Source organism: Christiangramia lutea, from assembly GCF_022489035.1.
Taxonomy (GTDB): domain Bacteria; phylum Bacteroidota; class Bacteroidia; order Flavobacteriales; family Flavobacteriaceae; genus Christiangramia; species Christiangramia lutea.
In genome coordinates this window covers 511,919-526,234 of record NZ_JAKVTV010000001.1, presented here as the reverse complement: position 1 = coordinate 526,234, position 14,316 = coordinate 511,919, and the positions used below count along the sequence as shown (strand labels likewise).

General features: G+C 39.8%; 15 protein-coding genes. 4 read left to right on the top strand and 11 right to left on the bottom strand.

Going from position 1 to position 14,316, the window contains the following annotated elements:
• Window positions 1-128 precede the first annotated feature (128 nt).
• The 7 genes from ML462_RS02355 to rplM all read right to left on the bottom strand — a co-directional run bounded on the left by ML462_RS02355 (window position 129) and on the right by rplM (window position 5,655).
• Window positions 129-566 carry an SRPBCC family protein gene (locus ML462_RS02355; RefSeq protein WP_240712123.1) on the bottom strand — a complete coding sequence of 146 codons (438 nt, stop codon included), beginning with the start codon at window positions 564-566 and terminating at the stop codon, window positions 129-131.
• Window positions 567-577: 11 nt separating this feature from the next.
• A complete protein-coding gene (locus ML462_RS02350; RefSeq protein WP_240712122.1) occupies window positions 578-1,753 on the bottom strand; it encodes an acyl-CoA dehydrogenase family protein in 1,176 nt (391 codons plus the stop codon).
• 89 nt (window positions 1,754-1,842) lie between these two features.
• On the bottom strand, window positions 1,843-2,565 hold the full coding sequence (locus ML462_RS02345) for a tRNA1(Val) (adenine(37)-N6)-methyltransferase (protein ID WP_240712121.1): 723 nt from the start codon (window positions 2,563-2,565) through the stop codon (window positions 1,843-1,845).
• Between the two features lie 272 nt (window positions 2,566-2,837).
• Window positions 2,838-3,662, bottom strand: coding sequence for a translation elongation factor Ts (gene tsf, locus ML462_RS02340; protein ID WP_240712120.1), 825 nt, complete (start codon window positions 3,660-3,662; stop codon window positions 2,838-2,840).
• An 88-nt stretch (window positions 3,663-3,750) separates the two neighbouring features.
• Window positions 3,751-4,647, bottom strand: coding sequence for a 30S ribosomal protein S2 (rpsB, locus tag ML462_RS02335; RefSeq protein ID WP_240712119.1), 897 nt, complete (start codon window positions 4,645-4,647; stop codon window positions 3,751-3,753).
• Between the two features lie 166 nt (window positions 4,648-4,813).
• Window positions 4,814-5,200, bottom strand: coding sequence for a 30S ribosomal protein S9 (gene rpsI / locus ML462_RS02330; RefSeq protein WP_011708062.1), 387 nt, complete (start codon window positions 5,198-5,200; stop codon window positions 4,814-4,816).
• On the bottom strand, window positions 5,200-5,655 hold the full coding sequence (gene rplM, locus ML462_RS02325) for a 50S ribosomal protein L13 (RefSeq protein WP_240712118.1): 456 nt from the start codon (window positions 5,653-5,655) through the stop codon (window positions 5,200-5,202). Before rplM ends, rpsI begins: the two co-directional genes overlap by 1 nt.
• 355 nt (window positions 5,656-6,010) lie before the next feature.
• Between rplM and ML462_RS02320 the strand changes: the two genes are divergently transcribed.
• Together ML462_RS02320 and ML462_RS02315 are read left to right on the top strand one after the other, a co-directional pair.
• On the top strand, window positions 6,011-6,580 hold the full coding sequence (locus ML462_RS02320; protein WP_240712117.1) for a lipocalin-like domain-containing protein: 570 nt from the start codon (window positions 6,011-6,013) through the stop codon (window positions 6,578-6,580).
• 211 nt (window positions 6,581-6,791) lie between these two features.
• On the top strand, window positions 6,792-7,364 hold the full coding sequence (locus tag ML462_RS02315) for a lipocalin-like domain-containing protein (RefSeq protein WP_240712116.1): 573 nt from the start codon (window positions 6,792-6,794) through the stop codon (window positions 7,362-7,364).
• 45 nt (window positions 7,365-7,409) lie between these two features.
• Here the strand turns inward: ML462_RS02315 and ML462_RS02310 are convergent, their stop codons facing one another.
• From ML462_RS02310 to ML462_RS02300, 3 genes are all read right to left on the bottom strand, one after another.
• Window positions 7,410-7,919: a DUF3124 domain-containing protein gene (locus ML462_RS02310; protein WP_240712115.1), complete on the bottom strand. Its 510-nt coding sequence runs from the start codon at window positions 7,917-7,919 to the stop codon at window positions 7,410-7,412.
• A 10-nt stretch (window positions 7,920-7,929) separates the two neighbouring features.
• On the bottom strand, window positions 7,930-10,758 hold the full coding sequence (gene polA, locus ML462_RS02305; protein WP_240712114.1) for a DNA polymerase I: 2,829 nt from the start codon (window positions 10,756-10,758) through the stop codon (window positions 7,930-7,932).
• An 89-nt stretch (window positions 10,759-10,847) separates the two neighbouring features.
• On the bottom strand, window positions 10,848-11,825 hold the full coding sequence (locus ML462_RS02300) for an isoaspartyl peptidase/L-asparaginase family protein (protein ID WP_240712113.1): 978 nt from the start codon (window positions 11,823-11,825) through the stop codon (window positions 10,848-10,850).
• Between the two features lie 157 nt (window positions 11,826-11,982).
• Here ML462_RS02300 and ML462_RS02295 point away from each other — a divergent pair, with 157 nt between their 5' ends.
• A complete protein-coding gene (locus ML462_RS02295; RefSeq protein WP_240712112.1) occupies window positions 11,983-13,209 on the top strand; it encodes a metallophosphoesterase in 1,227 nt (408 codons plus the stop codon).
• Between the two features lie 75 nt (window positions 13,210-13,284).
• Complete coding sequence (locus ML462_RS02290; RefSeq protein WP_240712111.1) at window positions 13,285-13,581, top strand: thioredoxin family protein; 297 nt, start codon at window positions 13,285-13,287, stop codon at window positions 13,579-13,581.
• On the opposite strand, the gene ML462_RS02285 is transcribed toward ML462_RS02290, so the two are convergent.
• Entirely contained in the window at window positions 13,565-14,242 is a 678-nt protein-coding gene (locus tag ML462_RS02285; RefSeq protein WP_240712110.1) for a polysaccharide deacetylase family protein, read from the bottom strand. The two genes, ML462_RS02290 and ML462_RS02285, sit on opposite strands and share 17 nt — an antisense overlap.
• Window positions 14,243-14,316 lie beyond the last annotated feature (74 nt).

The following is a 14,316-nucleotide window of genomic DNA, read 5'->3' as shown; positions in this document are numbered from 1 at the left end:
ATCTAAAGATTATTTGAGGGTAGACGGAGTTTATGCTAAAAAACCGAAGCCTTTGAAAAAAGAATGTTGCGAAAAATATAAAAAGGGCAAGCGGTGTAAGCGTTGCCCTTGTTTCGATCTTCTTTGACCTAGAAGTTCTTTTCGCAGATTTCTTTCAACTTTTTTAGAGCCTTTGGCCAGGTTTTTCCAAAGTAATCCATCCAGTCATCTTCCGTATCCATTTCTACTTTTAGTAAGGTTGTTCCTTCTTGCTCTTCGAAATAGTAATTTTCGTAAAGCTCATTTTCAAAAGGAGTTTTCTTGCCTTTTTCAAGCATCCCAAGATGTTTGATGCTAATAAATGTATTAGGATCCATTTTTGCAATCTCACTTTGCATTCCAGCCTTTTCACCATCTTCAGTCTCACCGAGAAACAAGATCTTACTGCCTTCTTCCCAGGTGCCTTCGTAATGTGAGGTTGGGTTGAATTCAGCGGTCCATTTGCGGTAATGTGCTTCATCCAGCATTATTGAGAATACCTTTTCTTTTGGGCACTCAATCTCTACCTGGTAATGAACTTTTTTCATATCCTCTGAATTTAAAATGCAGCGTGCCCGGTAATATCTAAACCTGTAATAAGTATATGAATATCATGAGTACCCTCATAAGTGATCACACTTTCCAGGTTCATCATATGTCTCATGATGCTGTATTCGCCGGTGATACCCATTCCCCCAAGCACCTGCCTTGCTTCCCTGGCGATCTTAATAGCCATTTCCACATTATTTCTTTTTGCCATAGAGATCTGGGCTGAGGTTGCTTTACCCTCATTCCTTAGTGTTCCTAGTCTCCATGCCATTAGCTGAGCTTTAGTGATCTCGGTGATCATCTCGGCCAGTTTTTTCTGCTGAAGCTGTTTTGAAGCAATAGGAACTCCAAATTGTTCTCTTTCCTTAGCGTAGCGCAAAGCAGTATCGTAGCAATCCATAGCTGCTCCAATGGCTCCCCAGGCAATTCCATAACGAGCTGAGTCAAGACAGCCAAGCGGAGCTCCTAATCCTGTTTTATTTGGCATTAAGTTTTCCTTCGGTACTTTTACGTTATCGAAGATCAATTCACCTGTTGCGCTGGCACGCAGTGACCATTTGTTATGAGTTTCAGGAGTCGTAAATCCCTCCATTCCACGTTCTACTATAAGTCCATGAATTCGTCCGTCTTCATTTTTGGCCCAAACTATCGCGATATCTGCAAAAGGTGAGTTGGAGATCCACATTTTTGCTCCATTTAGCAAGTAATGATCTCCTTTCTCTTTGAAATTTGTAGTCATCCCACCAGGATTGGATCCGTGGTCAGGTTCGGTTAATCCAAAGCAACCAATCATTTCTCCGGAGGCCAGTTTCGGAAGGAATTTCTTTTTCTGCTCCTCGGTTCCGTATTTGAAAATTGGATACATCACCAGGGAAGACTGAACCGATGCGGTAGAGCGAATTCCGCTATCCCCACGTTCAATTTCCTGCATAATCAAACCATAAGAGATCTGGTCCAGGCCTGCTCCACCATACTCTTCAGGAATATAGGGTCCAAAAGCACCAATTTCAGCAAGTCCTTTAATTAGCTGTTTCGGAAATTCAGCTTTTTGAGCTGCTTCTTCTATGATTGGGGAAACTTCACGTTTTACGAATTCACGTGTTGCGTCACGTACCATTTTATGTTCATCGGTCAACAGCTCATCAAGATTGTAATAATCGGGAGCCTGAAAAAGATCTGGTTTCATTTTGTGTAGTGTTTCTAACAAATGTAACCAAGACTTTTATGAGAAGCAATCTTATTTTTAAGGATTAAACCTGTGAGGTTTCGAAAACCTCACAGGTTTAAATAGAAATCTTTAACCAGTTCTTTAAAATCTTCGGTATAATTATGCCTTGATATCTCCAGGATGAGTTCATCGATTTCTGGTTCAACATTCTCGAAACCAAAACTTATCAGGCTTCTTTTGATCGGAGAATTTTCAGTGCCTTTTACCCTCGTTATCCTGACAGGAAACAGTCTGTTTTTTTTAGCTAATTCAATGCCTTTGGTTTCTTCTGTGAAGGGAATGATGATATCGAAATGTCCTTTTTCTGAAAGTAGAAGAGAAGCCCCTTTAATTAGTTCTTCCAGAGGTAGGGCATCAGCAAAACGAGCCTGGTCGCGATTTTCTATTCCGCTTTTATAATCTTCAGAATAAAAGGGAGGATTGGAGATGATCAGGTCGTATTCTTCTTCGTCCTGCATCTCTTCAACAAATTCATCGAAACCTGCGTGGTAACAGAAAAGTCGGTCGCCCCAGTCACTTTTTTCAAAATTCTCCACAGCCTGCTCGTAAGCATTTTCTTCAATTTCAAGGGCGTCGATAAGTTCAGCATCTGATCTCTGGGCCAGCATCAATGCAATAAGTCCTGTGCCGGTTCCAATATCGAGAATGCTTTCCGGATGATGTTCTAGTGAAGACCATGCTCCAAGGAGAACTCCATCGGTGCCTATTTTCATGGCGCAACGATCCTGGTCTATACTGAATTGTTTGAATTTGAAGGGCTTGTTGGACATGGGTTTAATGAATCAATTAATCAATGAAATAATGAAGGTCTCGCAATTTAGTCATTTCGACCGCCGGGAGAAATCTCAAGGTTTCAATATTAATACTAAAATTAGATTACTCAGTCCCTTCGATTCTTCGAAATGACATAATAAGTCATCCTGAACTTGGTTCAGGATCTTTGAGAAGCTGAAACAATTTCAGCTTGACGATGCAAAAATAGGACATAAAAAAAGAGGTTTTAAATGAATAAAACCTCTTAATTGAAATTATAAAAATTAGCTTATCCTAAAGCTACTCTTTCAAACCCTACAACTTCAAGGTCACCGTCTACAGACTTAACGTACTGTGCAACGCTTTGCTTGTTGTCTTTGATATACGCCTGGTGTACTAGAGTGTTATCTTTGAAGAAACGCTGAAGTTTACCCTGAGCGATCTTGTCCAGCATGTTTTCTGGCTTACCTTCTTCTCTTAAAGTGTCTTTTGCGATCTCGATCTCTTTGTCGATAGTAGCCTGGTCAACACCTTTTTCGTTAAGAGCAACCGGGTTCATAGCCGCAGCCTGCATAGAAACGTTTTTCGCAGCTTCTTCAGCTCCTTCAACATTCTTAGAAAGACCTGTTAGAACAGCAATCTTGTTACCAGCGTGGATGTAAGATCCTACGAATGGAGCTTCCATAGTTCTGAATGCACCAATCTCGATCTTCTCACCAATAACTCCTGTTTGCTCTGTAAGCTTGTCTTCTACAGTGATCCCGTTGTAATCTGCAGCAAGCAACTCCTCTTTAGTAGAGTAGTTAAGTGCCATGTTAGCGAAATCGTTAGCTAGTTTGATGAAGTCATCATTCTTAGCAACGAAGTCAGTCTCACAGTTTAAAGAAATGATAACTCCCTTAGAGTTATCTCCATTTACCTGTGCAATAGCAGCTCCTTCAGCAGAATCTCTGTCGGCTCTCTTGGCAGCAACTTTCTGGCCTTTCTTACGAAGCAGTTCGATTGCAGCATCAAAATCACCTTCTGCTTCAACTAATGCTTTCTTGCAGTCCATCATTCCTGCACCGGTAGCTTTTCTTAATTTATTTACTTCAGCGGCGGTTATCTTAGCCATAATATTGTCTTTTATTTAAAAAAAGTCGTTTAGAAACTCACTATAAAGAAAGAAACTAAACGACTTTTAGATTTTATGAAAACGTTATTTATTCTTCTTCGTTAGATGATTTTGCCTTGTCTAAAGTTTCGCTTTTAGACTCAAGCTTTACATCTTTCTTAGCTTCTTTCATTGCCTTTTTATCTTCGGCATCTTTTGAAGGAACTTCAGCTTTCTCCTTTTTAGCTTTAGGAGCTTTTGCTTCTTTTCCTTCTTTTGAAGCTTTCTCTTCTTTCTTCTTAGCGTCTTTATTAGACTTTCTTTCAGAAAGACCTTCTACGATAGAATCTGCAACATAAGAAACAACTTTGCCAATAGATTTAGAAGCATCGTCGTTAGATGGAATTAGATAATCAACCTCACGTGGATCTGAGTTGGTATCTACCATCGCAAAAATTGGAATGTTTAGTTTTTGTGCCTCTTTGATCGCGATGTGCTCACGTGTAGTATCTACAACGAAAAGCGCAGCTGGAAGTCTGGACATGTCTGCGATAGAACCTAAGTTCTTCTCTAGCTTAGCTCTAAGACGATCTACCTGAAGACGCTCTTTTTTAGAAAGAGAGTTAAAAGTTCCGTCTTTCTTCATTCTATCGATAGAAGCCATTTTCTTAACAGCTTTACGAATAGTAACAAAGTTGGTAAGCATACCACCAGGCCAACGCTCAGTGATATAAGGCATGCTTGCCTTTTCAGCCTGCTCAGCTACGATCTCTTTCGCTTGTTTCTTTGTAGCTACGAAAAGGATCTTTCTTCCGCTTGCTGCGATCTTTGCAAGAGCATCACCAGCTTCCTGCATTTTAGCAGCACTTTTATATAAGTTGATGATGTGGATCCCGTTACGTTCCATATAGATATATGGAGCCATGTTTGGATTCCAACGTCTGGTTAAATGTCCAAAATGAACACCAGCATCAAGTAATTCTTTTACTTCTACTTTGTTTGCCATTTTTGTAATAGTTTACGTTCTGTTGAGATAGCAACATTCAGGTGGCTACATTTAAGTACGGCCCTGACTGTTTAGATGCTAAACTAACTTCTGCCCGGCATGAACAGAATAACAACAAAAAATTAATTTTTTAATGAACTTCCCGGAAACCAATCCGGTAATAAGATTAACGTTTAGAGAACTGGAATTTCTTACGGGCTTTCTTCTGACCGTATTTCTTACGTTCTACCATACGTGGATCTCTAGTAAGAAGACCTTCTGGCTTAAGAGCACCATGGTTTTCTTCGTCTAGCGCTACCATAGCTCTGGAAAGTGCAAGACGGATCGCTTCAGCCTGTCCAGTGATACCACCACCGTAAACGTTAATTTTAACGTCGAAGTTTCCTTCGTTCTCGGTAAGCATCATTGGCTGGTTTACTTTATATAAAAGTGTACCAGTTGTGAAGTAATCTTTAAGGTCTTTCTTGTTTACGGTAATGTTTCCTTTTCCTTCTGAAACATATACACGGGCCACAGCTGTTTTTCTACGGCCAATTTTGTGAATTACCTCCATTACTTAACGTCGTTTAAGTTAATAGTTTTAGGTTTTTGAGCATCGTGATCATGTTCAGATCCTGCATAAACCTTTAAATTTCTGAATAGGTCTGCTCCAAGTTTGTTCTTTGGAAGCATTCCTTTGATTGCCTTTTCGACAAGTCTCTCAGGACTTTTTTCGAATAATTCGGCAGCCGTTAGACTTTTTTGCCCACCCGGGTGGCCTGTGTGACGGATGTATTCTTTCGCGTCCCATTTCTTTCCGGTTAAGTTGACTCCTTGTGCGTTAAGAACGATTACATTGTCTCCGCAGTCAACGTGTGGGGTGAAGTTAGGCTTGTGCTTTCCTCTAAGCAGGTATGCTACTTTAGAAGCAAGACGACCTAAATTTTGTCCGTCAGCATCTACCACAACCCATTCTTTGGTTCTGGTGGCTTTGTTAGCCGATACTGTTTTGTAACTTAATGTGTCCACACCAATTGATTTTACTTATTATTAAACATTCCAATCCCGTTTGCCCGAATCTCAATCGGGAAAACAGGGCTGCAAATGTACAATTATAAATTCTAATAGCAAATAGCGAAAAGATTATTTTATTTGCTTTGAATGGACTGAGCCTCAGGTAAATCTAGGATCAAATATAATTTTTTTAGAATACAACTATTAGTTCAATGACATTTGAAAATTTCTGGCTGTTAATTTTAAATACAAAACTGATTGTATCCTGCAAAATAGTTAAATCTAGATAAGTGTTCATTTTAATGTTAAAAAAGTCATAAAATTCTTACATTTAATTTTATGTTTGTGTTGTAATTAAATGCCCTAAATTATGAATAACCTGTTTAAAATGAATTATCTACCGGTAATTCTAGCACTAATGTTCATTATCTCCGGTTGTACTAAAGATGAATCTGCATTGAATTCGACCTTAAAAGTTAGTAACATTACCGCAATTTCCAGTAATGATATGATAGGTCACTGGGAATTATCCGGCATGATAGCAGATACGGAAATAGATCTTAATAGCGACAATCATTACAACAAGAATCTTTTAAATGAAACCTCTTGTTTTAACACAATGAGTATAACATTTAATGAAGATGGTACGTTTATATCTAACAACGCCCAGATGACCTTTGAATCGGGAGCCTCAAATAATGAGTTCTTTTGCTTGTCTGATAGGATGGATGATGGTGAATGGGAGGTTAGTAATAACAGTTTGATTTTAACGTTTTTAATGGATGGGAAAACCTATACTCATAAAAAGGTAATTGATCTTGCCTCGAACAAATTTTCATTGGAAGTGACCAAACTGGAATCTGATCAATATGTGAACGACCCTGGAGATACCCAGGCTTCACCTATAAGAATTTTAGAATTGGAGTATACCAAATCTTAGGATACCCATTCTAATTGTAGTTTTAGTGTTAGTTGGAGAACCTCACAGATTTAGTTCTGTGAGGTTTTTTATTTTATATAGGAGGGCTTTCTTACAGTCTTAACATAATTCAGTGTTTTTCAGGATGAAAAACAGTTTTTCATAGAAAACTAATTAAAATACTGTAAATCAACATATTGGTTAGTTATTTTAGTGCGTATTTGTGCTGAATATGAAACTGAACGAGACTTTTATATTTCCTGTTTTTATCCTTTTTATAAGCCTCCTTATTTCTTGTAATAGAACTAAGCTTCCGGTTGAGGAAGAAATACCGGTTCAGTATTCCGATGCAAACATTCAGCCAAAACGATTATATGGAAACTGGCAGCTATCTGTGATGTTGGCAGATACTCCTGTAGATCTCAATGCCGATGGTGAAGCCAATACGAATCTATTGCTTGAGACCGATTGCTTCGATGATATGCGTATCGAATTCTTTGAAAATGCCACTTTTTTTACCGAGAACGCACAAATGAGTTTTAGCCCGGGAATAAGCAGTAATCAATTTGAGTGTCTTTCTAACAGGCAGGATGATGGTTTTTGGGAAATAATTCGTGATGACCTGATTCTTTCAGTGATTATTGAAAATGTGATTTACCAAGAAACAAAAAGGATAAGATTAACCGGCAATAGGTTTACTTTTGACGTCACAGAAGAAGAGTCTGATATGTATGTGAATGATCCTGGAAACACCCTGGTTTCTGATATACAGATCATTGAACTGGAATATAGTAGAGAGGATTAGTTGCTGAAATATCGATCTTTGGTTTGTTTGTAAAATTTTTCCAATCTATTTTATACGTACTCCCTGGCTGGTAAATGACAGCCCTTGCTGACCCGAAGTTGAAATCATCACCCCTTCGAAAAGTGGGTCGGGAGCATTACTTTTTTTCGCCCATTCAAAAACGAAATTTGCTCCAGTTCCGCCTTCCATGTCTGTTTCATCGACAACGATCTCCACAGTTTCCAAGGGCGCTACGTAAATAGGATTTTCAAAGTATATTCTAATTGGTTCTCCGTGAGTGTTGAAATATTCCGCTTTCTCCACATAAAGGGTATCCTTGGTATCTATATTTCTCATGCTTACCGTGGCGGTAAGATTATGAGTCCTGTGTTCTGTCTGGCTGTAAATTTCCGAATAAACAGACAGGTATGAACTTCCTTTTTCAAGAGAATCAAAATGGGAAATTGCAGCGCTTCTTTCGTACCAGTTTACCGGATCGTAAGAGCTGATCTTTTTGTTTTCCTCGCAGGAAAGTAAAACTGAAACAAAACAAAAAATGAAAATTCCTTTTTTCATATTGTAAATATTAATGCGCTTCCAGCCAGTTTTGCCCGGTTCCAAGGTCTACATCCAGTGGAACTTCAAGCTTATAGGCATTCTCCATTTCAGACTTGATCATCTTCTGAACTTTTTCCAGTTCATCTTTATGAGCATCGAATACCAATTCATCATGCACCTGAAGCAACATTTTGGTTTTGTAATTCTCTTCCTTCAGTTTTCTATGAATGTTGATCATCGCCAGTTTTATAATGTCGGCAGCGCTGCCCTGAATAGGAGCGTTCACGGCATTACGTTCTGCAGCACCACGAACTACCTGGTTTCTCGAGTTAATATCTTTTAAATATCTTCTTCGGCCAAGAACCGTAGAAACATAACCATGTTCCCTGGCAAATTCTACCTGGTCTGCAATGAAATTGCTCAGTTTTGGGTAGGTCTTATAATAAGTGTCAATCAATTCCTTGGCTTCACTTCTGGAAAGCGAAGTTTGGTTGCTTAATCCAAAGGCAGAAACTCCATAGATGATCCCGAAATTAACAGTTTTCGCATTACTCCTTTGTTCACGGGTAACATCTTTTAGTGGTACATTGAATACCTTGGCGGCCGTGGAAGCATGAATATCCTCTCCGTTTTGAAAGGCCTGGATCATATTTTCCTCCTCACTTAAAGCGGCAATGATCCTGAGTTCTATTTGAGAATAATCGGCAGCTAGTAAAACATAGTTTTCATCACGCGGAACAAATGCTTTTCTAACCTGTCTTCCCCTTTCAGTTCTTATAGGAATATTCTGAAGGTTTGGGTTGTTAGAGCTCAGTCTTCCCGTTGCGGCCGTGGTTTGTACATAATCTGTATGAACTCTGCCGGTGGTTTTCTCAACCTGGTTTGGCAGTGCATCTACATAGGTGTTCTGAAGTTTAACCAAACCTCGGAAATCCAGCACATGTCTAACAATATCATGCTCATCAGCCAGGCCGGAAAGCACATCTTCACTGGTGGAATACTGTCCAGTTTTGGTCTTTTTCGGTTTTTTTACCAGTGCCATTTTTTCAAATAATATGACCCCTAGTTGCTTAGGTGAGCTTATAAGAAATTCTTCGCCGGCAGCTTCATAAATCTTAGCTTCCAGGTCTTTTATGTCTGATGCCAGTGCTTCGGAAAGAGATTTTAAATATTTCTCATCCAATCTGATACCTTCCAGTTCCATATCGGCCAGGACCTTTAGCAGTGGAATTTCGATCTCGTTGAATAATTTCCTGGTTTCGGCTTCGTCCAGTTCTTTTTCAAAAAAGTTCTTCAGTTGAAAAGTGATGTCGGCATCTTCTGAGGCATATTCAGTTTGCTTATCTAGCGCAACATCCCTCATGTTGCCTTGATTCTTTCCTTTTTTGCCTATTAACTCTGTAATGGGTTGGGGAGTATAATTCAGATAAGTCTCAGCCAGAACATCCATATTATGGCGCATATCTGGATTGATTAGGTAATGGGCGATCATGGTGTCGAAAAGCGGCCCTTTTACGTCCAGGTTATATTTATCCAGAACCTCGATGTCATATTTTAGGTTCTGACCTATTTTTTCAATTTTATCATTTTCGAAGAATTCTCTTAACTCCTCGATGAGTTTCTGAGCTTCTTCCTTGTCTTCAGGGAAAGGGAGGTAAAATCCTTTTCCGGCTTCCCAGGAGAAAGCGATCCCAACCAATTGAGCCTCCAACGGATTCAAACTGGTAGTCTCAGTATCGAAACAAACGCTTTTCTGTTTTAAAAGTCGGTCAATAAATAGCTTTCTGGCCATTTCAGTATTCAGAGACTGGTAAAAATGAGGAGTGTCTGAAAGATTGGTTCTGGAAGAAGTTCTTTCTATTTCTTCTCCGTCGCCGCCAAACAAAGAAAATTGTCCAGCCCCGGCAGTGGCCTGGGCATTCTTTTTAGCTGAAGGTGAGTTCGTCACCTGGGTTTGGGTTGTTTCTTCGTTTCCGCTGAACAGTTTTATAAACTGGTCCTTAAGTCTCCTGAATTCAAGTTCTTCGAAGATTTCCTGAACTTTTTCAGCATCTGGCTTAGAAAGTTCATAATCATCAGCATGAAATTTTACATCACAATCGGTGAAAATAGTAGCTAGTTTTTTAGATAAGCGGCCCAATTCAGCATTATCGATCACCTTTTCTTTCATCTTTCCTTTCAGGTCGTCTGTATTTTCGAGAAGACCTTCCATGCTGCCATATTTCTTCAGGAATTTCTTAGCAGTTTTTTCACCAACTCCGGGAAGGCCAGGAATATTGTCTACAGAATCTCCCATCATCCCCAGGAAATCGATTACCTGTTCCGGTCTTTCCACTTCAAACTTCTTCTGAACTTCCGGAATTCCCCAGATCTCGATACCATTACCCATTCTCGCAGGGCGATACATAAAAATATTCTCAGAAACCAGCTGGGCAAAGTCTTTATCTGGAGTGACCATGTATACTTTATAGTTCTCCTTTTCAGCCTGTTTTGCAAGGGTTCCTATGATATCGTCGGCTTCCATCCCCGGAGACTCAATTACCGGGATGTGCATGGCCTTCAGGATGTCCTGAATAATTGGGATGGCCTCGCGAATAGGTTCTGGAGTTTCATCTCTGTTTGCCTTATATTCAGCAAACATTTCGGTCCTTTCCTTACTTCCGTCCTTATCGAAACATACGGCCAGGTGATCTGGTTTTTCCCTTCTTATCACATCGAATAGAGAATTGGTAAAACCCATGATCGCAGAGGTGTTGAATCCCTTTGAATTGATCCTTGGATTCTTTATAAATGCGTAATATCCACGGAAAATTAAAGCGTATGCGTCTAGTAGAAAAAGGCGTTTTTGATCGGCCATTGGAATTATTTAAATATACAATTGAGAATATTTCAAAACTACAAAGATAAAATCACTCCCGCTCAAGTAAGCAGGGATAAATCCCTGAATTATGAATCTAAATAGGAATCACTCTGGTTGTTGGTGCTTTCCCCATCGTGAAACCTTGCGTAACTAAATCCTTTATGAATGCAGTAAGAGCCAATTTCACCTTGTTTGTTCATAGCTATATACGCCACCTGAAAATCTTTGTAATTCTGATTTTGGTTGACGCATCTATCAACAGCTTCTTCGCAAGCTTCCTGTGGGGTTTTTCCCTGTCGCATTAATTCTACGATCAAAAAACTTCCTACGCTTTTCATGATCGCCTCGCCCATGCCAGTTCCTACAGCGCCTCCAACTTTATTGTCCAGGAATAAACCTGCTCCAATAATAGGGGAGTCTCCAACACGACCATTAATTTTATAAGAAAGCCCAGAGGTGGTACAGGCTCCTGCAATATCACCCTTTTCGTCAAGGCATAGCATGCCAATAGTATCGTGATTTTCGATATTTATGATTGGTTTATATTCTTTATGTTCCAGCCATTCTTTCCAGGCTCTTTCAGATTCTTTAGTCAATAGGTTTTTCTTTTTAAATCCCTGCTGAATGGCGAATTGCAGAGCTCCTTCACCGGCCAGCATCACATGCGGGGTTTCTTCCATGACCTTCCTGGCCACAGATACCGGGTGTTCGATTTCTTTAAGATATACAACAGAGCCGGCGTTTCCATCGGGAGACATAATGCAGGCATCCAGGGTTACATTTCCGTCTCGGTCTGGAGCACCACCATTTCCAACGGTGGTATTTTTTAGATTAGCTTCCTCTACCATGACGCCTTTTTCAACAGCGTCCAGGGCAGAGCCCCCTTGTTCTAAAATACTTCCCGCCATTTTTGTGGCGTTTTGAAAGTTCCAGGTTGCAACCGCAACCGGATATTTATTGGTAATACTCATTTCATTAATTATTGGTTTAGAAAAAAGAGAAGGAACAGTACTTAAAGCAGCACCGGCTATTCCAGTTTTCCTGATAAAATTTCTTCTTTTCATTTTGTATTAATAATGATTTTATAAATATAGCCCCAGAAACTAAACAGAACAAATGCGGGAATAATATCGAGAAAGGCTTCTAAACGATTAGATTAAATTATCGTTAATGATCCAGTTTGGTTATTGATTAGACTTATCTTCGTAAAAAATTGTTTTAATGCGTTGGTTTATACTTGCCGCAATCTACCTGCTTGTAGATCTTTATGCCTATCAGTCTATTAGAGTCTTTTCCAAAAATATATGGGTGGCAGTGATCTATTTCATCTGCTCGGCTATTGTAATTTTTAATCTTTTCTACCAGTTTAATCAGCCTGCACCAAATGATGGTTTTGGGGGAGGCCGTGGTTATGCGATTGGCTTTTTTCTGGCGTTCTTTGTTGGTAAAATAGTGCTTTCCCTGATCTTGCTTGGAGAGGATGTGGTTAGGTTACCTGTGGCGGGAATTCAAAAACTATTCGGCTCTTCTGAAAGTTTCGAGATCCCCTCTCGCCGAAAATTCATTAGTACCATAGCTCTTGGACTGGCGGCAATTCCTTTCGCCGGACTTCTCTACGGAATGTATAAGGGAAAATATAATTTTCGGGTGTTGAGGTACACCCTTTATTTTGAAGATCTTCCCGATGCTTTTGACGGTTATCGAATCAGCCAGATCAGTGATGTGCATAGCGGTAGTTTCGCTAATAAGAATAAAATTAGATATGGCGTTGAGCTGCTGAAAGAACAGGCCAGTGATATGGTGGTCTTTACCGGTGACCTGGTAAATAATAAGGCTTCGGAAATGGATGGCTGGAAAGAGCTATTTTCAGAGATAAAGGCTCCCGATGGAGTTTATTCAATTTTGGGGAACCATGATTATGGCGATTATCATAATTGGGAAAGCCAGGCGGCGAAAGAGCAGAATCTCGAAAATCTTAAAAATACCCATTCCGAGATGGGCTGGAACCTGATGTTAAACGAAAACAGGTTTATAGAAAAGAATGGTCAGCGAATTGCTCTGGTTGGAGTGGAAAACTGGGGTGCTGGAGGATTTAAGAAAGCTGGTGATCTGGATAAAGCAGGTGCAGGTGTAAATGATGATGATTTTAAGATCCTTCTCAGTCATGATCCGTCTCACTGGGAAGAGGAAGTGAAGAACCATCCTAAAAAGTATCATTTAACCATGAGTGGTCATACCCATGGGATGCAGTTCGGGATCGAAATTCCGGGTTGGTTCAAATGGAGTCCCGTTCAATACAGGTATAAACACTGGGCCGGAATCTACGAGGAAGCCGGAAGATACATTAATGTGAACCGTGGATTTGGTTTTCTTGCGTATCCCGGTCGCGTGGGAATATGGCCGGAGATTAGTGTCATTGAACTGAAAAAGGGCAGTAAACCCGCTTAATTACAAGAATTTCCTATATTTGATTAACACCGGCATAAGTGGTGAAAACCATAAGCTAAAATTAAATCCTGAATTATGTCAAAATTTGGTGAATTAGTAGACTTAAATATACCCGTTCTTTTGGATTTTTATACTGAATGGAACGAAGCCTCGGTAGCCATGCATCCAGTGTTGAGGGATGTTGCTGCGGCTTTGGGTGACAAGGCGAAAGTTATTAAAATTGATGTGGATAAGAATTCCCAGTTGGCTGAAGCGCTCCGAGTTAAAGGTCTTCCAACCCTAATGATCTACAAATCCGGGGAAATGAAATGGAGGCACAGTGGTGAGCAGGACGCCAATACTCTTATAGGTCTGCTTAAAGAGCATCTTTAAGACTCCTGAACTCGAACCCCTTTTCTTTATAATGTTCTAAGATCTGCGGAAGAATGATCTTCAGGTTCTTCATTGCTTTAATACTGTCATGGAGAACTATGGTGCTTCCAGGAACCGTATTATCAATTACATTCTTAAAACAGCTTTCTGCTGAAAATTCCGGGTTATAATCTCCACTAATCACATCCCAAATAACGATCTCATATCCCTGCTTTTTTAACGCTTTCGCCTGTGAATTTTTTATTTTCCCGTATGGAGGGCGGAAAAATCTAAAAGAGGGCTTATCCTTTTGGTTGTCTTCAGAGTCGGGATTGGAGGTATGATCTTTCATGGTTTCTTCAGCCAGAAAAGTATTTTCGATGTAGGTTGAAGTGGGGGTTTTCCAGCCATTAAAATGATTATAGGTATGATTGCCAATACAATGGTCTTCTTCCTGTATCCTTTGAAAAATTTCCGGATGGTTTTTCACATTCTCACCAATGCAAAAGAAGGTTGCTTTAGCATCATATTTAGCAAGAGTATCCAGGACCCAGGGAGTGACTTCTGGAATGGGCCCGTCATCGAAAGTAAGATAAATGGCATTTGTATGTTTTACCTTAGAGATCCTTCCCGGATAAAGCATTTTAAGGATGAGAGGATATTTCGCCCGGATATACTTCATGTCTGAATTGAATTGCGAGAATTTAATAAATAAAAAAGTCGGTTCACCTAAAGATAGTAAACCGACTTTTATAA